General features: G+C 38.7%; 15 protein-coding genes. 7 read left to right on the forward strand and 8 right to left on the reverse strand.

Annotated elements, in window-relative coordinates:
- The first annotated feature begins 101 nt into the window (after positions 1-101).
- The 4 genes from KMW37_RS21160 to KMW37_RS21175 all read left to right on the forward strand — a co-directional run bounded on the left by KMW37_RS21160 (position 102) and on the right by KMW37_RS21175 (position 7,566).
- On the forward strand, positions 102-1,820 hold the full coding sequence (locus tag KMW37_RS21160; protein WP_246581594.1) for a tetratricopeptide repeat protein: 1,719 nt from the start codon (positions 102-104) through the stop codon (positions 1,818-1,820).
- 219 nt (positions 1,821-2,039) lie between these two features.
- On the forward strand, positions 2,040-3,143 hold the full coding sequence (locus tag KMW37_RS21165; RefSeq protein ID WP_215226643.1) for an acyltransferase family protein: 1,104 nt from the start codon (positions 2,040-2,042) through the stop codon (positions 3,141-3,143).
- A 145-nt stretch (positions 3,144-3,288) separates the two neighbouring features.
- The gene (locus KMW37_RS21170) at positions 3,289-3,804 is read left to right on the forward strand and encodes a heme-binding domain-containing protein (RefSeq protein ID WP_215226644.1); all 516 of its coding nucleotides are present in this window, start codon (positions 3,289-3,291) and stop codon (positions 3,802-3,804) included.
- A 201-nt stretch (positions 3,805-4,005) separates the two neighbouring features.
- Positions 4,006-7,566 (forward strand): HlyD family secretion protein, encoded by a 3,561-nt coding sequence (locus KMW37_RS21175; protein ID WP_215226645.1) that lies wholly within the window; start codon positions 4,006-4,008, stop codon positions 7,564-7,566.
- A gap of 34 nt (positions 7,567-7,600) precedes the next feature.
- Here KMW37_RS21175 and KMW37_RS21180 read toward each other — a convergent pair whose 3' ends face one another.
- Positions 7,601-8,926 carry an adenylate/guanylate cyclase domain-containing protein gene (locus KMW37_RS21180; protein ID WP_215226646.1) on the reverse strand — a complete coding sequence of 442 codons (1,326 nt, stop codon included), beginning with the start codon at positions 8,924-8,926 and terminating at the stop codon, positions 7,601-7,603.
- A gap of 237 nt (positions 8,927-9,163) precedes the next feature.
- On the opposite strand from KMW37_RS21180, the gene KMW37_RS21185 reads away from it, so the two are divergent.
- Positions 9,164-9,775, forward strand: coding sequence for a MarC family protein (locus tag KMW37_RS21185; RefSeq protein ID WP_215226647.1), 612 nt, complete (start codon positions 9,164-9,166; stop codon positions 9,773-9,775).
- Between the two features lie 34 nt (positions 9,776-9,809).
- Here KMW37_RS21185 and KMW37_RS21190 read toward each other — a convergent pair whose 3' ends face one another.
- Positions 9,810-10,031: a VF530 family protein gene (locus tag KMW37_RS21190; RefSeq protein WP_215226648.1), complete on the reverse strand. Its 222-nt coding sequence runs from the start codon at positions 10,029-10,031 to the stop codon at positions 9,810-9,812.
- A gap of 52 nt (positions 10,032-10,083) precedes the next feature.
- Here KMW37_RS21190 and KMW37_RS21195 point away from each other — a divergent pair, with 52 nt between their 5' ends.
- On the forward strand, positions 10,084-11,400 hold the full coding sequence (locus KMW37_RS21195; RefSeq protein ID WP_215226649.1) for a DEAD/DEAH box helicase: 1,317 nt from the start codon (positions 10,084-10,086) through the stop codon (positions 11,398-11,400).
- Positions 11,401-11,475: 75 nt separating this feature from the next.
- Here the strand turns inward: KMW37_RS21195 and KMW37_RS21200 are convergent, their stop codons facing one another.
- Positions 11,476-13,422 (reverse strand): DUF3857 domain-containing protein, encoded by a 1,947-nt coding sequence (locus KMW37_RS21200; protein WP_246581595.1) that lies wholly within the window; start codon positions 13,420-13,422, stop codon positions 11,476-11,478.
- Entirely contained in the window at positions 13,419-15,269 is a 1,851-nt protein-coding gene (locus KMW37_RS21205) for a DUF3857 domain-containing transglutaminase family protein (protein ID WP_215226650.1), read from the reverse strand. Before KMW37_RS21205 ends, KMW37_RS21200 begins: the two co-directional genes overlap by 4 nt.
- A 201-nt stretch (positions 15,270-15,470) precedes the next feature.
- Between KMW37_RS21205 and KMW37_RS21210 the strand changes: the two genes are divergently transcribed.
- Complete coding sequence (locus tag KMW37_RS21210) at positions 15,471-15,935, forward strand: MaoC family dehydratase (protein WP_215226651.1); 465 nt, start codon at positions 15,471-15,473, stop codon at positions 15,933-15,935.
- 178 nt (positions 15,936-16,113) lie between these two features.
- Here the strand turns inward: KMW37_RS21210 and KMW37_RS21215 are convergent, their stop codons facing one another.
- From KMW37_RS21215 to KMW37_RS21230, 4 genes are all read right to left on the reverse strand, one after another.
- Positions 16,114-18,549 (reverse strand): TonB-dependent receptor domain-containing protein, encoded by a 2,436-nt coding sequence (locus KMW37_RS21215; RefSeq protein WP_215226652.1) that lies wholly within the window; start codon positions 18,547-18,549, stop codon positions 16,114-16,116.
- A gap of 474 nt (positions 18,550-19,023) precedes the next feature.
- Entirely contained in the window at positions 19,024-19,629 is a 606-nt protein-coding gene (locus tag KMW37_RS21220; RefSeq protein ID WP_215226653.1) for a superoxide dismutase, read from the reverse strand.
- 108 nt (positions 19,630-19,737) lie between these two features.
- Positions 19,738-20,181: a nucleoside deaminase gene (locus KMW37_RS21225; protein WP_215226701.1), complete on the reverse strand. Its 444-nt coding sequence runs from the start codon at positions 20,179-20,181 to the stop codon at positions 19,738-19,740.
- A gap of 125 nt (positions 20,182-20,306) precedes the next feature.
- A complete protein-coding gene (locus KMW37_RS21230; protein WP_215226654.1) occupies positions 20,307-21,437 on the reverse strand; it encodes a hypothetical protein in 1,131 nt (376 codons plus the stop codon).
- Positions 21,438-21,734 lie beyond the last annotated feature (297 nt).

Here is a 21,734-nt window from a genome sequence, read left to right on the forward strand (position 1 = left end):
AGGGGGTATGTTTCCCCGAAAAATATTAAATTAGTATTTATAATCAACACCAAAGAAACAAACCTCCTTTAGCCATATTTTCAAACCCACACAACAAAAAAATGAGAGGTATAAGAGGATTATTATTTTTAGCCTTCCTTGCTGCTGCTTGCCAAAGTAAGGAGGTTAAGCAGACTGAAGTGAGTAGCACTTCCCCGGTACTTTGTGCACCTATCACCAATGATAAAGACTGGTATAATGATGATAATGTTGCCCCATTATTTGAAGGACTTGGTGATCTTCATTATCCTATTTCTACCGATAGCGATTTGGCACAAAAGTATTTTGATCAAGGCTTAATATTGTCCTACGGATTTAACCATGCAGAGGCAGCTCGTTCTTTTTACTATGCCTCCAAGCTTGATCCAAACTGTGCCATGGCACAATGGGGCTTTGCCTATGTATTGGGGCCAAATTATAATGCAGGCATGGAAAGCGATAATTATGAAAGGGCTTATGAAGCAATTCAAAAAGCCATTTCTTTAGCTGAAAAAGGGGGGGACCAAAAAGAAAGGGAGTTAATAGCTGCTATGGCGAAAAGGTATGTGGAGCAGCCTCCTGAGGATCGTTATCCTTTGGACGTGGCCTATTCACAAGCCATGGAAGCATTATTCAAAAAGTACCCTCAAGATGCCAATATCGGGGCACTATATGCGGAATCTCTCATGAACCTTCATAAATGGGATTTATTTGATAAATCAGGGAATGCGAAACCCTGGACCCCTCCCATCCTGAATACTTTGGAAAAGGTAATAGAAATAGATTCGGATCATCCTGGTGCAAACCACTTTTACATCCATGTGGTGGAGTCTTCCAATAATCCTGAAAGAGGTTATAGAAGTGCTCAGTTGTTTGATGAAGGATTGGTTCCTAATGCTGGTCATTTGGTGCATATGCCTGCCCATATTTATATCCGGACAGGAGACTACCATAAGGGATCAGTGGCCAATATTAATTCCATAAGGGTGGACAGCTCCTATGTAGCTGCCTGTAATGCACAAGGAGCTTATCCATTGGCTTATTTTCCGCATAACCAACATTTTCTAGCAGGAACGGCGACCTTGGAAGGAAACAGTAAATGGGCAATTTATGCTGCTGATGAGGTAGCTAAGAATGCCAATTTGCAATTGATGAAGGAACCAGGTTGGGGCACTATTCAGCATTATTATTCTATCCCCTTTTATGTATATGTGAAGTTTGGCAAATGGGATGAAATCCTAAAAATGGAAAACAAAGTGTCTGAATTGGATTATCCTCAGGCAGTTTTACATTACGCCAGAGGAATGGCTTTTTTGAGAAAAGGAAATATTGATCAGGCCAAAAATGAATTGGATTTGCTTTCAAAAATTGCGGCTGATGAATCACTCAAAGAGATTACCATCTGGGATATCAACACTGTACATGAACTATTGCAAATCGCCGAAAGAGTGTTAAAAGCGGAAATTCTCGCAAGTGAAAGTAATTTTGAAGAGAGTATTGCTTTGCTGGAAGAGGCTGTAAAAATTGAGGATAGCTTAAGTTATAACGAACCACCGGATTGGTTTTTTTCCGTTAGGCACCATTTAGGCGCTGTACAGTTGGAAGCTGGGAATTACCAAGATGCGGTCATTACCTATAATGAGGACCTCTTACTTTTTCCTAAAAATGGCTGGGCATTAAAGGGGCTTAGTATAGCTTATGCTAAGCTTGGCGATGAAAATAACTTAGATATAAGCGAAAAGGCTTTTGAAAAGGCTTGGTCAACAGCCGATATTGAACTAAGTGCTTCAATTATCAAATAGCGGGTTATCGATAAGTGACTTCTTTTGTTTTACTCGTTGATTCATTTCTATTTAGAGTAAAGTGGATCAGTCATGAAGGATATTGTCTCAGTTCTATTCCTTACACAAAAGTACATTTTGAAAAACACTTTCCTATTCTGTATATTGACAGAATTTTAATTCTTATTTTCAGAAAGATCAAGAATATTTACTGTGTAATCACTACAAAAGAAAGTTGTTTTGAATGGAAAGATAGAGACTTCGAATCGGATACAGTCCATTGATGCCTTAAGGGGCTTTGATATGTTGATTATTATTTTTGCGGACCGATTTTTTTATTCTCTTCACAGAGGAGTAGGCAGTCCGTTTACTGAATTCCTGGCCAGGCAATTCGAACATCCTGAATGGTTTGGGTCCACCTTTTACGATATAGTTATGCCGCTATTCCTTTTTGTGGTTGGAGCTGTTATTCCTTTTTCGCTTTCGGAGAGGTTTCAGGAAAATAACAGTAGATCCTCTATTTATAAGAAACTCATCAAAAGATTTGTGATCCTTTTTATTCTGGGTTGGATAGTTCAAGGAAATCTTTTGGAACTGGACCTGAACAGGTTCCATGTTTTCAGTAATACCTTACAGGCAATTGCAGTTGGTTATATTTTCTCTAGTCTAGCTTATATACATCTTAAAAAGAAGGTTAGGTACTCTCTCTTCATTGGCTGTCTAGTAATCTATGCTTTGATACTAAGCCTACCTACGGTTCCTGAAATTGGCCGAAGTTCTTTACTTCCGGATCGGAGTTATGCCCTATATTTTGATCATTTGATATTAGGAAGATTTGATGATGGAACCCAATATACCTGGCTACTCAGTGGCTTTGGTTTTGTGGCGACCACCTTATCGGGCTTATTTGCTGGAGAATTGATAAAGTCCAATATGCCAAGAATAAAAGTTAGCCAGATATTAGCCATAGCAGGTATAGTTTTCTTGACGATAGGGCTTATATGGGGAATTTGGCATCCTATAGTAAAAAAACTTTGGACAAGCTCGTTTGTGCTGGCCTCCTCTGGAGTATGTTATCTTTTGTTGTCTTTGTTCTATTGGATCATAGATGTTAGGGGAATCAGCAAATGGGCATTTCCTTTGAAAGTAATTGGGATGAATGCCATTACGGCTTATGTCCTCTCACATATAATCAGTTTTCCTAAAATCGCTGGCTTCGTCCTATTCGGTCTGGAAAAGTTTGTAGGTGATTATTATGGAGTGCTCACATCCATTGGGGGATTTGGGATTTTGTATTGGCTTTTATGGTATATGTATAAAAACAAGACCTTTGTAAAGATATGATAACTGGCATTTATTCACTCCCAAAGAAAGATTTAGCCGTTCTTAAAATTGATCTAAATAAATGCACCTATAGTTTACCAATTGACTTTTCGTTTATCTATATTTATGGGTTTATAAATCCGAGTAATCACAAATCTTTAATAAAATGATCAAGAAAATTCTTTTAGGGCTTTTAGCAGGCCTCGTTATTATTCAGTTTATCAAGCCGGAAAAAAACATTTCCAATGCCCAGCCTGCACCTATGAGTGAAGATTATGCCATCCCGGAAAATGTACAAGGCATACTAAATAAGGCCTGTAATGATTGCCATTCGAATGCCACAGAATACCCTTGGTATTCAAATATCCAACCGGTAGCTTGGTGGTTGGATGGCCATATTAAAGATGGCAAAAGACATTTGAATTTTGACGACTTTACCAACTTGCCATTGGCCAGACAAAACCACAAATTGGAAGAGGTCATTGAGGTAGTTGAAGAGGGTGAGATGCCTCTAAAATCCTATACGGCACTTGGACTGCATAGTGAAGCTAACTTAAGTCCCGATGAAAAAAGCACTTTGATGAACTGGGCCAAATCACAAATGGCCATGCTTAAGGATAAGTATCCTGCAGACAGCTTAGTAATGAAGAGGAGACCAAGGCCTCAAGCAGAAAATCATTGATTTATTCTAAGCAGCCAAGTAATCTTGGCTGCTTTTTTCGTTTTATGACATTCTATAAACTTCAGCTTTTACTAGTAAAGCCCTTCACTTTTAGCTACTTTGTAATTGAAAACTACATCTTTTTAAAAATAGATTTTTTCTATCTATCAGTTTTTACCGCATTCACCAAGTTAATTCTTTTCTCACCAAACAACCACACCTATGGAAACACTTGCCGTATCCTCACCGATGTCTATCAGCAACAATTTTAAACTTTCTGATCTTTTTGCAGATTTAAATTGCCCTGATATTGACAATTTTATTTTTGATGATGTTCAGCTTTCTCTTAGTGATAATAAGGTATCCTTCTCAGGGAAACTTCGAATGGATGGTGCTTTATCAGTTTTCAAGGAGTACCTTGGTACAGATGAGAGCATTTTACTAAGTGCCCAAATAAGCACTTCGAGTACCAATCTTCAGGAGCCTATCCAAGCTACAAATGCTGTTTTTACTTGTACAGTCCCTTTCTTCAAAGCAGTTTGCCAGGGAGTAACACTAAGCAAAGCTTTTTTTGAACTTGACCTTAACAAATCAGGTGACAGTTGGAATATCAGTCCTCAACTTACCGGAGATTTTGATGTAGATAGCCTTACTGACAAATCTACTGGGGCCTTAGAACTTCATGTTCAACTATCCAATAAAACATTAATTTTAAATGCCTCAGCACAACAGTTGAAAGGTGTTTTTGGCATTGAAAATCTGAGCTTGGAAAAAGTAAATGTACATGGGATCTTAGGTACCAATGTAGCCTTTGACCTTAATGCCTCACTTTTAGTAGGAAGCACAACATTTGATTTTGCTGGATTAATTTCGGAAGCTGCTGTAGGATTGGTGGCTGATGCCAATACATTCTCCTTGGAAGTATTGACTGGTCTCTTCAATGAAATTTCACCTGCAGGCCTTGGTACACCCGATTTTGATGTGGCTTTCAATAATAGCCACCTTTCTATGGCAAATGCTGATTGTACTATTGAGGGAAAATCCATTCCTCTGGGGCTTGCATTATCAAGCCAGGTCAAGGTGCATGGATATAGTTTCCAGACTACAGCGAATATCTCTACCAATGGGATTGTTTTTGACGGAGAGTTAGGAGAGCTGAAGTTTGGTCCAGTGGGCCTGAAAAAAACCGATTTGGATTTTCAGCTGTATAAAAAGACTTTGCAAAAGCCCGCCAAGTTTGAAATAAAAGGGGAAGCAACCATCGAAGGACTGACCTTGGACTGCGGTGTTTATTTTGAAAAGAATACTACTTTCACCACTGTGCTCTATGCAATCGTTGATGCCCAGAGTTTTACTTTCTCCAAAATATTCCCGAGCGCCCAAGGGACATTTATCAACAAACTCAGCTTTTCTAAGCTTGGGTTTATCTATGCCTCTGCTGCATGCCAAACCAAAAATGAAGGTTTTGATTTTGATGTGCAAGCTGGATTGCAACTCATGGGTATCTTGGAAGAAATTCCTGGGCTATCGGACTTAACTGGGACGAAGCATATCGGATTGGAACTGGCAGCACATTTTGGAAGTGTTACGGATATCATTATTGATATGCCTGACACACGTTTGAATCTGGGACATTCAGTTACCTGTGACCCTATGAAGCTTCAAATCAATTTGCTTCCTGAACCTGCTTTGGTAGCTGTTTTTGGTATGGATATCAGCATTCCTAACCAAGATACGCCTTTACATTTTGATATGTCCATTTCATTGGATGAATTGGAAGCGAAGGGGGCTGTGACCATGAAGAATTATTGGAAAGATCCATTTGGTATTCAAGGTGTTAAAATCGGTCCAGCACTAGCCGTGCAATTGGGGATAATTTATGAGCAATTTGTTAGTACAGGAATACCTTCAGAATTTGGAATTGCAGGTGGTTTGGAAATTGCCGATACCACGGTAAATATGGCGGTGGCCATTTCTGAAAATCCCACGGAAGAAATTTTGTCCGGAGAGCTGGATAATCTGGATCCAGCCCAATTATTAAGCTTTGCCGCTCAACTATTCAATATCAAGGTGCAGCACATTCCTGATTTCTTTGATATCAAAACCTTAAAACTCTATTGTGCACCTGCTGGAGGGACTATCGGTACCATTACTTATCAGCCGGGATTCAGCTTCTCAGGAGATATAGTGATTGCTGGCGAAGAAATCTCCATATATACCAGGATTTCAGATTCGGGAATTGAAGGGGCAGGACATATCGATAAACTTAGCTTCGGGCCTTTGAAGATCAGTGGAGAGAAGGGAAAAGACGCCAGCTTCACTTTGGAAATCAGCCCCGAGAAGCAAGCTGCTTCAATTGATGGTTGCTTTTCCTTTTTGGGCATTGAAGAGGGGCTTTTTGCCAGTATTTCTGATCAAGGCATTTCATTTAAATTCGAGCAGGATTTCACAAAAGCCCTGCAGTTTGAAATCCAAGGAAATAGTTCTGGAGAATTGACTGATCCTGAATCATTGGATTTTGCCCTGTCTGGAGCTATGAATAATCATATCACAGATTATTTGAAAACCACAGTGGAGGCAAAGATCAATCAGGCACTGAGTCAAACGGAATCCAGTATTGATGCCGCTGAAAAAAAGGTTGATAATGCAGAAAAGGCTTATAAGGCTGTTTATAATAATGCTGAAGACAAATTGACCAAAGCCCAGGCGGCCGCAGATGCTGAATTGAAGAAATTAACCGGTGCGCTCAAACAGGCAAAATCAGATGGTAGTACTTCCATAAATGCTGCCCAGCAGAAAGTAAATGCTGCCAAAGCCAGTTATGATAAGGCATTTACCGATGCCCAAAATGCTGTCAATGCTGCTGAAAAGAAATATGATAATGGTGTAAATGCTGCTCAAAAGTCTTTGGATGCTGCCCAAAGAACCTATAATAATGGTATCTCGCAGGCGCAAAAATCGGTCAATACTGCCGAAAAAAAATATAACAACAGTATAGGTTCAGCCAAAAGGGCTGTAGAAAGTGCCAAGAAGAAGGTTAAATCTCTTGATCATTGGTATTCAAAGCCCGCATATTATGCGGCCAAGTTGGCCTTGGAAGCAGCAGAAAAAGTTCTGGAGGGTATTCAGTATGGAGCGGACTATACGGCTTTTGAAGCAGCTAAGCAGGCCTTGAACATAGCAAAGACTGGGGCTAATTATACGGCCTTCCAAGCTGCCAAGACAGCCTTGAATGTGGCCAAAACTGGGGTGAACTATACCGCTTTTGAAAGCGCAAAAGCTACACTTTCCGCCGTGAAGAATGGAGGGGATTATACAGCTTGGCAAGCAGCATTGAAGTCCCTAAGTGCGGCGAAAACAGCAGCGAATATTGCTATAAGTGCTGCCAGCAAAGCTTTGAATAATATAGGGTCCACTGAAGCTTATATAGCTTTGGAGGCAGCAAAGGCTGCATTAAAAATCGTTGAGACGGGATCTGAAGCTGTTGCTTTCAATGAGGCAAAAGCAGCCCTTGAGGCAGCTAAATTAGGTAGTGAAGGAGTGCTTAAGCTGAGTGCCTATATCGCTCAACATTCAGGCGATTTGATCGATGTTAAATCATTTACTTTTAGCGGAAGTCTTAAAGCTATAGAAAAAGGAGACCTATTTAAGGCTGATTTGAAATTAAATTTATTAGGGAAGCCTTATGATTTTGATATGGATTTCAATGTTAAAAAAGTAGGAGACTTTATTGACCAATTGTTCACTAATGCCTTCAGTGAGCTTAAAAAGATTGTCAGCTAATCATTTGGAAAGCTATGGTTTTGAGGAATGCCGCTTAATCATAGCTTTCTTTCATTAAGGCTGTTACCATATCAATGGCATTTTCCCAGGCCTTTTGAATGTTCTCATTATGCGATTCACCAAGTTCTTCTTTAATGGCCTCCAGCATCACTTCCCGGAGAATTGGATAATATTCCTTTTTTACTCCATAACGAATATGTTGTTTTCCCAATTTGTGGAGGCCCATTTTCAAATGTTCAGGGCGGCTCAGTGAATAAATTATTCCACTCAGCATATGGGTAAGCATCCGGCCCTGCTCAAGCATGTTTTTTTTGAACAGCTGTTGAACACTTGGGGCTTTGATAAACAGTTTATCATAAAAACGTTGGGCAAAACCGTCTTCATTTTTTAGCAATAGGTCCAATGAAGCCTGTACTTCCAGGTTGGTGTCAAAATGGGCAAAGCCCCTCATCTCAAAAAGCTCAAATTCCTCTTGTTTGCCTTTTAAACTTACCTTGGTGGTCTTGCCGATTTTGACCGTGTTTTTAGGCAGATTTTCCATAAACACCTTTGATACCAACAGCTTAGTGCCCAGTTCCTTATTTTGGTTTTGGATCCTGCTGGCGACATTTACTGGGTCTCCCAAAACGGTAAACTGCTTATGTTTGGGATGACCTAAATTCCCTACAAACGCATGTCCAAAATGGATTCCTATTCCCACCTGAAAAACAGTAGAAAAATCCTTCAGTTCCATTTTGTTTAACCGTTCCACTGCATAGAGCATACCCAATCCCGCCCTTAATGCATCCAAACATATTTTATCCGTATCACCACCTCCTGTGCCAAAAAGACCGATAATTTCATCACCTGCATATTGGTAGATAATCCCGTCATTCATCAAAATGGGATCTCCCAGAATGGTGAAAAAGCGGTTTAACATATGGGCAAGGTCAAAATTGGTATGTTGGGAAGCAATGGACGTAAAGTCCCGCATATCGCAAAATAAAATCGCCAAAGACCGCTCCTCCCCAACATCTTCAGGCAAAGTTTCTAACTGCAGTTTGCTGATTTCTGCACTGGTCCAAACCAAGCGCTGAATAGTTGCATCTCCATGGACCTTGGCTTGGCAGGCCAACCTGATGGAAGGGTCCCAGTTCCGGATTCTTGAAACTTTTTGCTCCCAATGGTCAGGAGGGGATAGATGTTGCATCCCATCGATCACCCTAATTCTACAAGTGGTACACCTTCCGTTTCCACCACATTCATGTAAATGAGGAATTTTATTGGCAATAGAAACTTCAAGTATATTTTCAAAGTCTTCCTGAAGCTCTATCTCCCTGTTGATTCCAACATATTTTAGTTTAGGCGCTGATTTGGGCATGATGAAGAAAAGAGGTTAATACCTAATTAATATACTAAATACCGGACACAATATATTGATTACTATGGTTTTATGTGGTGAAAAATGATAGCGGTTAATAGCTGTTGTTCATTTTATTTATCCATGGAATTAAAAAAACAAAAAATCACTAGGGTTCGAAGCAAAAAATGTTTGAAATGTTTAAATTGATCGGCCAGTCGTTTGCTCTTATATCATTCATTTTTAAGCCTGATACACATGTCAGAAAACTTATTCACTTTTGCTTTATCGGTATTCACAGGCTTTTTTGCAATCATGAATCCCATTGCAAACACGCCCATATTTCTGGGAATGGTGGATGGGGAAAGTGAGGATGACAAACGTAAAATTGCGAAAACAGCTACTTTGACTGCTTTTATCATTGTGCTTGCTTTTGTAATTTTAGGTAAATTTATTTTTGAACTCTTTGGGTTGACCATCCCTGCCTTCAAAATCACAGGAGGGATATTAATATTTTTTGTGGGTTTTGAAATGTTACAATCTCGGAAATCAAAAATTCATGGACCAAAGGAGCAGGATTTTGATGATAGTGTAGCCATATCACCCTTGGCCATTCCGATTTTGGCTGGGCCAGGAACCATTGTCACTGCCATGAACTATGTGACCAATGCGGATTATGTTAAAATTCTGATCGTTATCCTGATATTTGGTCTGATGGTTTTTATCACCTATTTAACCTTTTCAGCCGCTGAGAAAATTGTTAAAAAAGTGGGCAAAAACTTTATCGAAGTAATCGGGAAATTAATGGGGCTGATCCTGGCTATTATTGGCACGGGCATGGTTATCAATGGGATAAAACTTGCTTTTTAATACTCTTATGAGATATCCTAACTGTAGGATGCTGCTATCTCTTTTTCAGGAGCTCAAGGTATAATGCTTCTACTTTTTCCCTGGCCCAAGGCGTCCTTCTTAAAAATTTCAGGCTGCTTTTAATGCTAGGGTCATTGATAAAACAATTTATTCGCACTTTTTCGCCCAGGTTTTCCCAGCCGTAATATTTTACCAAAACAGTGACAATTTGCTCAAGTTTAACCCCATGCATAGGATTATTTGGTTGTTCTTCCATTGAATAGACATATTTTACTAATTTATAAAGATACTTGAATTACCTTTGCCCCATGACACTTTCAAGCACAAATCAAAAAGCAATTCTGGAAAATCTTGGTATCTCATCATTGAATGAGATGCAGGAAGCAACTCTTGAAGCGGCTAAAAAGCATCAAAATATAATGTTGTTGGCTCCAACAGGAAGTGGAAAGACCTTGGCCTATCTTTTGAGTATTCTTCCGAAGCTTCAGAAAAGGGAGGGTGTTCAGGCCCTGATTTTGGCACCTACCAGAGAGCTGGTGCTACAAATTGAAAGTGTCCTGAAACAGATGAAACTACCTGTCAAAGTAAATGCTTGTTATGGAGGGCATCTTTTTAGTATAGAAAGGAAGAATTTCTCTGTGCCCCCAACAATTTTGGTTGGGACTCCAGGGCGTATCAAGGACCATTTGGAGCGTGGAACGTTTAATCCTGAAAATGTCTCTGAACTGGTTTTTGATGAATTTGACAAATCCCTGGAATTGGGCTTTACGGGACAAATGCGGTATATCACTGGGCAATTGTACCAAGTGAAAAATAAAATCCTGGTTTCAGCTACCAATGCGATTGAACTGCCCTATTATTTGGATTTTGATGAGCATTTTACGGTAGCATCTGAGGGAGATAAAAAGCCTGATATAACAGTTAAGCAGCTTGTCGCGCCCAAAGGAGAAAAACTGGAGGGACTGTTAAAACTGATACAAAGCCTTAAGGTGGGGCAAAATGTGATCATTTTTGCCAATCACAGAGATGCCTGTGATCGAATCGGGGAGTTTTTGGATCAACATCAAGTCATCTATTCCCTTTTCAGGGGTGGTCTTGAGCAAGACGAAAGAGAATCCCAACTAACAAAGTTTAGAAATGGCAGTGCACAGGTCTTGATTGCGACAGATATTGCATCCAGAGGCATTGATATTCCAGATTTGGATTATGTGGTTCATTTTCAGATTCCCCCTCAGGAAACCACCTTTGTTCACCGCAATGGTAGGACCGCAAGGATGAAATCAACTGGAACCAGTGTCTTGCTAATGGCTGAAAGCGATTATTTACCCAAATACCTTGGATTTAAGCCAGAGGAATTGATTTTGGAGGGACCAAATGAAAAGGCCCGGCCAGCATTTGCCACTTTGCATATCAATAAAGGGAAGAAACATAAGGTCAATAAAATAGACTTGGTAGGATTTTTCCTACAGTTTGACTTTTTGAGCAAGGAAGACCTTGGGCTCATTGAGGTAAAGGATTTCTTTTCCTATGTGGCGGTAAGCAGGGATAAATATAAACAGGCGATAGAGGCTTCCAAAAACCAAAAAATTAAGCGCAAAGCCATCAAGGTGACGCTTGCTAAATAATTCTAGGATTCAAGAATTTCATTATTTAAGAAAAAAGCAGCTTTATTTTAACAAAGCTGCTTTTTTCTTAGTAGGTCATGAAGAGATCTTTTTGAGTACCACGGGTTCTTGAATTTTATTGACCATGAACTCCATAAATGCCTTTAATTCCGGATAAATTGAAGGTTGGACCATTTCACTTTTTAAGTCGAAACGAATATTTATTGTGAGCATGTTTCTATTTGTATCCTCCTGAGGAATATACATGAATTTGGCTAAACCACCAGGCATAGCCATGGATATTGACTCTGGATAATCATCCAGTTCATAACCTTCAGGTATGTGAATATTTGCTATATAGTTGTCTTTGAAAATATAGTTAAAATCAACTGGAAATACTCTTTCATCTATCTTAAAGGGATTTTTATCATGTCTTGAAATCATTATTGGATTGATCAACAGCAAGTCTGAGGACTGTTCAAATGGCATGTTTACCAAAAAAGTGCTTTCAATTTGATTGTTGTTCCTATCAAGGTCATTTATGTGGAGATCAAGGACACTGGCATCCTCATTCTCCAACATGCTTGCAAGCGTTTCTTCATCTATATCGTTATGTTGCTCCATAAACTGTATGGCATCATAATCCATGTATCGCACTGTATGAGTAAACTGAATCGAATCTTCAATTAGTGAAATATTAATCATTTGTTTTATTCCGGACTTGTGATCCAGGTTGATTTTAACCAAATGACTATCTTCTTCTTTAAGCAAAAAACCTTCATCTACATGGTATGCTAAAGGCAAATAACCGAATGGTACATGTTCATTTGAAGTATCCAGAAAGATTTCTTTCTCATCAATATTGGCTTTTACTATAAGTCTGTTAAACTGTCTTACAAAGGGGAATTGTACCAAATAAGATCGTCCATTCCCTTTACTACTGATCAATATAGGATCGGCGTCAATGCCATTTGCTCTAAGCATGGCGATTAAAAGTAAGTTTAACTCTGTTTTGCTTCCAACCTTCCCGTCTACCAATTTCTTAATGCTTTGATCTGGAATAAATCCCGATTCATCATTAAGTGTGTATTCTTTTTTGATCAGTTCATAGATGAATTCAGCTTTCTCTTTTGGGGTTTCGCCTTCGATTTCTTTTTCAGCTAGATCTTTGAAAGTCCCATTATTCTTGAAATAGGACTTGAAATTATCAATGTAATATATTTCATCAGCAAGCTTTTGCCAATCGCTAAGAACAGATTTATATATCCCATGATTACTCCCGTCCTTGTATCCAGCCAGCTGAAATTCAATTTTGTCCAGATAGTCCATATAATTGTTCATATAGGGCTCAGGTTGGGTAGATTTAAGATTGGTCAATGTCCATTCCGTGTCTCCATTGATGCTGGCTCTTTTTTGATTGGCTACAATAAAATGTTCCCCTTGACCTAAAAATCGGTAGTCCAAATATTCAGGAATTTGGATTTTATATTTTGAAAAAACTGTTGGGATTTCATTTTGGAACCGCCAACCATCCAGGTAAGTGATGTTTTCGTAAGTATGATTGTATTCATATTCTATGATAGATCCTTCTTTGACATTGGGAAAGGTAAATCGGATTTCTTTTACCCCATTTCCCAATTCGGTTTCGAAAAAATCCTTCTTGGACAGTTTGGAGATTTCTTCTTTACCATTAATAAGGTTCATCACTTGTGCCTTGATTCCAGTAATATTTTCGACATTATTTTCTCCGGCATAATAAGTAATGGATACATCTCCATAATCACTGGCTTTGCTATCAAAAACTTTGATTCTTCTCTTTATTTCAGTGATTAACCGATTACCTGCAAAAAAGCTCACTCCCTGTTCTCCCAAAACAATGGCAGTTGCTTCCGGTTCAAAATCACATGTTGTCATTTCCAATTCTTGCTGACTATACTTGCCTAACTTTATCGATTGGTCTTGAGCGATTGAAATAATTGGTGACAAAAACAAAATGGCCATTGACATAATGGCGGTTTTAAGTTGGTGTTTATGGTGCATCATCTCTTTAAAAATATAGGTTGATCATCTAGTTTCTCTATTTGCTTAAGGGTATTGCTGATGGTCTCGTCAGTGACCTCTTTTGGAAAATGGAGTTCTACCACCCTTGAGATTTTCAAAAGATTATCTTCAAAAACTTGTAGCTTTTTATAATCAAAATAGTCTTCGGTCAAGTTGATGTCGGTTTCTCCCTGTTCCAGCGTCAATTCCTCAGGGCTAGATATCTCGATGTTTTCTTCCCAATGCAAATTCCGGTTTAGAATATCTCCAGAATTTATAGATTGGTACTTGGGCTGGATAATCATTCGCTTACTGGTGCTTTTGTAAAATTGCTGTAGATACGTTTCATGACTTAAAACCGCTTGAGGTACCAGTTGATCAGTATTGATATTTAAGTCATAATTTTCAATATGGGCTCCGCTAAAATCAAGGTCCTTATAAAGATGCTTTTGCAATTCCTTTTCATTGAGAATTTGTTTTGCATGCATATAAGTTTGGGCAGCCAAGCCCGTCATTTCTTTGGTTTGTTTGATCTTGGCACTTCCCTGATTCAGTAATTCTATTTGGGAGAAATTTTTGATTCGATTAAAGGCAGGGGATTGGTAATCGGGGGTTTTTACAATGTTCCCTCCTTGTTCGTTGATCACCAATACATGTCTGTTCATGGTAAAGTCTCCTAAAAAGCCAGCTGGTAAAGTGTTGGATGTACATTCCAGCCAAACAGTATCCTGTTCCATAGGAACCTGTAAAATAACGTGATTGAACTGATTAGAGGGGAAATCTACATCTATATCCTTTTCATCGCTGCCTGCTTTTACCAGTGTATAATTGGCCTTGATTCCTGATGCTTTAAGCATGGCATTCATAAACATGCTTAGCGCTTTACAATCTCCATATTTCGCTTCGAATACTGCGGAAGCAGACATCGGCATAAGTCCTCCCAAGCCCAGTTGTATACTTACATAGCGGTAATTTTCCTGCATATAACGGTAGAGCACTTTGATTTTTTCTAAATCAGTTTCCACACCTGCTGTCAGTTCATTAACCTTTGATTTGGCTTCTGGTGATAGTATGTCTTTTTCTTGGTTGAGCTGATAAATCCACTCCCCTAGACCATTCCATGTTTCAAGATTGGAGGCATATCCCTCCATGGAAAATGCTTTAGGGGCAATTTTAACCATGGCCAAGCTGTCTTCATCTGGCTTCTCTTCTGAAAGTGTAAGCAGATTCTCAAGCTCCCAGTGAAGGGCAACATTTCCCTCTGATTTCTGGACTTTGGCTTCTTGGTCTATGTTTTGAACCATATATCGAATTCCCAAGCTTTCTGGATAGGACAAATTAAGTGTTGCTTTTCTGACAAACTGCTTAGCTGGTCCACTAGGTACCCAAGTTGGGAAGTTCACATTCCCTTTCTTTTTCGTAGTATATTCAAATTCTATTTCGACTGGAAATTTCCCTGCATTCAATTCATAATATTTCAATCTGCTATCCTCAAAAACGGAATAATCAGAGATTAAAGAAATGTCATTGAGGTCCTTTAATCTTAATTTGTCAATGGTTTTGCCTGAAGATTTATCCCGGACAATTCCATTAAAATCCTCAATGGATATGAGGTCGTTGTAATAGATGGTTATCAAGCCATCATTTAAACCGTCTTTATTGAGAATTGTCACCTTTTTCTTTACTCGCTGGAGAACCTCATAGTCACTATTCAGCTCAAGGTTCAGTTCTTTTTCAACGATGGAGTTAAACAGGTTTATTTCTTTTTCCGATTGGGCAAAAACTGTATTTTCAAAAATTAAAAAAGAAAATAAGCAAGCTAAAATCGCCCATTTAAAAAGGTTTATCATTTTAAATGTATGGGATTATTGAAATTAAAAACTAATTAAAGCTTTAAAACAAGTATTTTTTTTCATTAAATCAATAGGAATCACCAAAAAAACGCAGATAAAACTTAGAAAATCGGGGGTAAAAAGCGCACAAGCAGATAATTTCCTTTATCTAGGCTTTTATGTATATTCGCCTTTTAAAACTTTATATATTCATACCCAATGAGTCAACTTGTAATTAACAGTTTCGAAGAATTCGAAAAACATATCGGTCAACCATTAGGCATTTCTGATTATCATAAAATCACACAGGATCAAATCAATAAATTCGCTGATGCCACGCTAGACCACCAGTGGATCCATACTGATCCTGAGAAGGCTAAGGCTGAAGGAGCATTTGGAAATACCATTGCTCATGGATATTTGACACTTTCATTGGTGCCATTTTTATGGGAACAAATTGTTCAAGTGAATAACCTAAAAATGTTGGTAAACTATGGGATTGAATCTTTGCGTTTCGCTCAGCCTGTTGTGGTGGACAGTGAAGTAAGGTTACATGCCAAATTGGCCAATATCACCAATTTGAGAGGAACGGTGAAGACAGAAATGGAAATAAAGTTGGAGATCAAGGACCAAAAGAAACCTGCGTTTACCGGGAAATTGGTGTTCCTTTACCATTTCAAATAAATGAAAATCGATAAGCAAATCAATAGTTGGCACAGTGTTTTTATGCTGTGCCATTTTTATTTTTTACAAAAAAAAATAACCTCCAGGAGAGGTTACTTTTTTGCTGTTAAACCAAAATAAAGTCTTTTTTATCGATGACGTATTGATCCGTTTATGTCTGAGATTGCAGGAAACTACTTTAATCAAGTCGGTTTCTTTCTTCTGTACTACCGCTTCTGTTGGAAACTTTAAAGTTTTCGCCTTTAGAGAATTTCCACCTTAAGGTCAATCGAATGGATTGCTGGCTATTGTACTGTCTAATGTCAGTGTTGATATCTCCAAAGTTTACTTTTCCCCTGAAGCCAGCCGTTCTAAAGAGATCATTGCCGTTTACGGTGACTGCAAACTTATCATCCTTGAATGTTTTGGTAATACCCGCATCTACCCAGCCAAAACCTTGGGCATCCAACTGTCCTTCAAGAAATGGGCTAATGTACATACCTACCAATTCGACTTTAAACCCTTTAGGCAAGGTGATATTATGTTGTGTTCTGGCAGTATATGAGAACTGAGAAACATCCAGGAAATCATCCCCTAGTTGAGATTGATATGTTTTATAATAAAGCTGTATCATATTACTGGTGCTGTACCATTCAGCTATTTCGACTGGAATCATCATCCTCAATCCCAAATCCTCCGATTTGTCAAAATTCTGAACCTGTATAAAGGTTTTTCTGGTCTCTTCATCCTGAGAAAGGACCTGACCAAAAGCATTGGTAGTTCTAGAATAGGCCAATGTAAATTGATAAGCTCCCTTAATGACATGGCTCATCTCAAAATTATTGGCGTATTGGGGTTTTAGGTTTGGATTTCCCTGTTCAGTAGTTAAGGGGTCTACATAAAATACAAATGGGTTTAACAATCTATAATTTGGCCTGGTAATTCTTCGATTAATATTATAGGTGATTTGATAATTATCTGAGATTTTATGTTGTAGGTATGCACTTGGGAATAGATTTACATATTCCTGTTTATTCACTTCGTTTAGGGTGACAGAATTACCTGTGATATCTGAATACTCAAGTCTCAAACCTGCCTGAAAGTCTAATTTTTCACTTAAAGGGGCTTTCAGAGAGGTATAGGCAGCCAATACATTCTCATTATAAATAAAATGGTTGCTATTAGGATCTGGTTCGAAAGGGCCTTCTTCTTGACTTCTGGAGATCTCTAGGACATTATCCGATTCTACCCAACTTCCCTTTAATCCCGCTTCCAGCTTGGTTTTTTCGCTCAAAGGTTTGGTGAAGTCTATTTTGGCAGTGAAGATGTTATAATTCATCATATTATCGGTCAGGATTCTATCCATAGTACCATCATCAAAGTCATCATTGACCCAATAATCATTGGTCAATAAACTGATGGAGCCTCCGTCTACGGCAGTGTAGTCAATATCAGCACTTAGCTTGGTTCCTAAAGTGTCCAGATTGCCTATATAATGGAAGTTTCCGAAAAACCTCCTATTATCATTTTCAGCATCATTTAGTGCGCTTAGGTGATTTGTGTCACTATTGTCAGGGTTGGAAATATCGGTCAACGAATTGCCATCATTGTATCCGTTATAATCAGAGGCCTGAAGGTTTATTCCCACTGAATGTTGTGTGCTGATCTGATAATCTGCTCCTCCTGTGAAATAGATGCTCTTGCCTCCAAGTCCTAAAAGGGCATCTTGGTCGAATACTGATTCACCTTCATCCAATTGAAACCTACGTACAATGTCCAGGTCAATATCACGTACCCAGGAGCTGTAATTTAAGCTACTGTTTGTAGTCCATTTTCCTCGCTTTATATTGAGAGTTGCTCCGGCAAAAGGAGCGTTTCGGCCATTATAATAGTTGCCTGCTTGGATACTTCCATTGGTGCCATTGTAATCATTCTTTTTTAGCTTGATATTTAGTACGCCTGCAGATCCCTCTGCATCATATTTGGCAGGAGGGTTATTGATCACTTCTATACTTTTAATATTATCAGCTGGCATTGCCCTTAAAAAATCAGCCAACTCAGTGGCACTCATATAAGTTTGTCTGTCATCTAGAAGTACGATAACACCTGAACGGCCATTAAGGTTAATGTTGCCGTCACCATCTACATAAACTCCCGGAGATCTCCCCAATACCTCAAGGGCATTGCTGCCTTCTGCCATAACAGTACCTTCAATATTTACGACAGTTCGGTCTGCTTCTATGATCACTTCTGGACGGCTACTTCTTACTTCTACTTCATCCAGAGAAGTGGCTTCCTCCTCCAATTGGATCACTCCGAAATTTTTATTCATTCCCTTTCTTAACTTAAAAGGATCGGAATGATAGGTTTTAAATCCTATGGTGGAAACATTCAATACGGCCATGCCTTCATTTGAATTTACTTCCATTGAAAACTTACCATTGTCGTCAGATACGACCCCGGAAATAAGCTCTCCAGTTTCCTCTTCCAACAAGGAAATATTGGCAAAAGGCATCACTTCTCCTTGGTTGTCCACAACCTGTCCGCTCAGCATTCCTGAGTTTTGCGAAAATGCCACTCCAGAGCTCAACAGATAGGCAAATAGTATTAAGGATATTTGGTAAAAGATTTTCATAATATGCTGGTTCATTAAATTTCAATCATCCATATGAAAATCTGATGCCAAAAGGAGCAAACCCCTTTAAACTTCTCGTAGGATGCATTTTACTGTATCTTTATGGAAAGTGACTGTATCAATACCGTACACTTTTAGCGTACGTTTATGGAATGGACAAAGAAGCCGGGATAGCAATACCTAGAGGAGGAAGTGGGGTGTCTTTAAAAAGACAGGGTAGGGTTATTTAGGCTGTTCAGGATTTGTAAGGAGCTCAGGCTGTTATGGATTTGTAATCGGGCTGTTCAGGATTTGCAATCCTGAACTTGAAATAGTGGAGGATTTAAAATCCTCTTTTATTGTTAATCGGGATTACAAATCCCGATTAACAAAATGGCTGAAAAAGCTAATATGGAGGAATACGAACAAAAAAAGTCCCAGGCCCAAAACAGGGACCGAGGACTATATCAGTTAATTTAAATCTTTGCTTACTGATTATTTAGCAGCTGCGTATCTTTTGCTTACTTCTTCCCAATTGATTACATCCCAGAAAGCAGAGATATAATCAGGTCTTCTGTTTTGGTAGTTCAAATAATAAGCATGTTCCCAAACATCCAATCCAAGGATAGGAGTACCTGGGCACTCAGCTACGTCCATGACAGGGTTGTCCTGATTAGGAGAAGAGCATACACAAAGTTCTTTTTTGGTATCAACACATAACCAAGCCCATCCAGAACCAAATCTAGTGGCCGCGGCAGTGTTGAATTTTTCCTTAAAAGCATCAAATGAACCGAATTTAGCATCGATAGCTGAAGCCAATTCACCTGTTGGAGCTCCTCCGCCGTTTGGAGAAAGAATAGTCCAGAAAAGTGAGTGGTTATAGTGACCACCACCATTATTTCTTACTGCTGTATTTGAGCCAGCTACTTTCATCAACTCTTCAAGGCTTTTGCCTTCAAGGTCAGTACCGGCAATGGCATCATTCAATTTAGTTACATAAGCATTATGGTGCTTTCCGTGGTGAATTTCCATTGTTCTAGCATCGATACTTGGTTCCAATGCATTGAAATCATAAGGTAATTGTGGTAACTCAAAAGCCATTGTTTTATAAAATTTTATAGTTTAACATTAAATAATAATTCTTCTTTTAATTGCTTACTCAACAAACCAAGATCAATCAAAAATGGTTCTCCAAATCATTTTAAACTGCTATTTTCTCAACTTTTTGAAAAAAGCATCCAATAGTGACTTGGCTTCTTCTCCCATTAAACCACTTGAAACCTTGGTTTTAGGGTGAAGGACTTGCTCTGACAATCTTCCATATCCCCTTTTAGGATCAGAGGCCGCAAAGTGGATGCCTCCAAGTTGGGCCCAGAAGCTTGCCCCTGCACACATAATGCAAGGCTCTAAAGTAACATAGAGCTCACACTCGGTCAGGTACTTTGCCCCTAGTGCATCAGAAGCAGCTGTAATAGCAAGAACTTCTGCATGGGCGGTTACATCCGTGAGCTTTTCTGTTTGATTATAGGCACGGGCAATAATTCTATTCCTACAAACTATTACCGCACCTACTGGTATTTCATCATCTTCAAAGGCTAGCTTGGCTTGTTTGAGAGCCTCGTTCATGAAATATTCAGGGGAATATAATTCCATCATTGATAATTTAGTCAATGAAGTTAAGGTAATTTTGTTTAGTGACAAAACCCCGAAAGGTAGTGTAGGAACAAAAGGTTAATTATGAGGCAAAAAAAAAGCGGCCTAAGCCGCTTTATATTTTTTTAGAAAATCAAATCAAATATTTCTTTTCTGATCCCTTCATTAATGATCAGTGCCAATATCAAGGATACTACTAATCCTATTGTTGCTTTCAACACGTCATTGCTGGCCATTTTATATGCCCTGTACAACCTCGCTTTTCTTTTCTTGAGCTTTTTGGACTTGGAAAGTGCTATCGCTATTTCTCTACCTCCCAGCAAACCGATAAATACCCAAGTGGTACTCATTGGCATCTTGCTGTACATTTTGAAGTAGAACAAAAGAATACAGTAGATAAAATCCACAATAGTTGCTGCCCTTACATCGGTTACTTTCGATTTTTCGTTTACGATACCCTGAATCCTATCACCTTTGAAGTAGAACAAAAAGCCTAATCCAAAGAAGATAAATCCTGTATAAGCCAAAAACTCATAGATATTTAGTGCTCTAGGCAAGAATACGGCGATATTCGCTGCATCCTGCATCAACCATAGCGACCAAAGAGTACCTGAAGTAATCCACTGAAGGATATACCAATAGTTTTTGGCTTTGCCTTTCAGGTAATTAGTGACAAATTTCTCCAACACGAACCAGAATACTATGGCAATAACAAAGGCCAATAAATAGCCTATTAAACTTTTTTGCACTACTCCAGCAATAGTTCCGGCCTTATAGGTAAATACATTGAGAAGCAAGAAAGTCGTAGATACGGGCATTCTCATCCTGGTCATTACCATAAGGACAATTGGGGCGGCCAACTGAAGGAATACAAACTTTTCAGGAGCCTTATCAAGTCCTTTTACATAAAGGCGCTGGTAACTCACATCTCCTCCATAATTGATCCAACTGTAAACGGCAGTGGCAACGAATATACCGCCCATAAAGAGCCATAGCCAATACCATTTTTTTCTTTGATTGGATGCAATAAAAGTTCCAATGGTCTGAATACTGTCATTACCGATGGCAGAATATGCTGCCAAGGTAAAGCCGAACCACATTGCTGCATAGGTATATTGGGTGATAAAACCAGCAATGGATACCAGGATACATAGTACAAGGAGGAAAGATTTTTCTTTTTTTGTAAAATCAAAAAGTGAATAGGCCGCTTTGGATAGTGCGTCCTGATTGATGTTTTGATCTTTAAGCTTAGCCATAGATTTGTTTTTGGCGGTTTTTTAAATAGGCCACAAAGTTAATTAAGTTTAATCGAGATAATATTAACAAATTGTTAACTTCGTCTATTACCCCCATAAAACTATCGTTACGTTTTACAATATGCTTTTTAATATTATTTTTACAAAACGATTAACATAAAAAAGCGATTTACCACGAATAAAATATTGAGCTAATTATCAGGAATTCACCTTTTTTTGGGATATTGTTAACATAAGCTTCATATATTATCTCATATTATCTGTTTAGCTTAGGCTTAATTTTGTGAATTGGATTAA

Origin of the sequence: Echinicola shivajiensis, from assembly GCF_018642165.1 — a bacterium.
GTDB lineage: Bacteria > Bacteroidota > Bacteroidia > Cytophagales > Cyclobacteriaceae > Echinicola > Echinicola shivajiensis.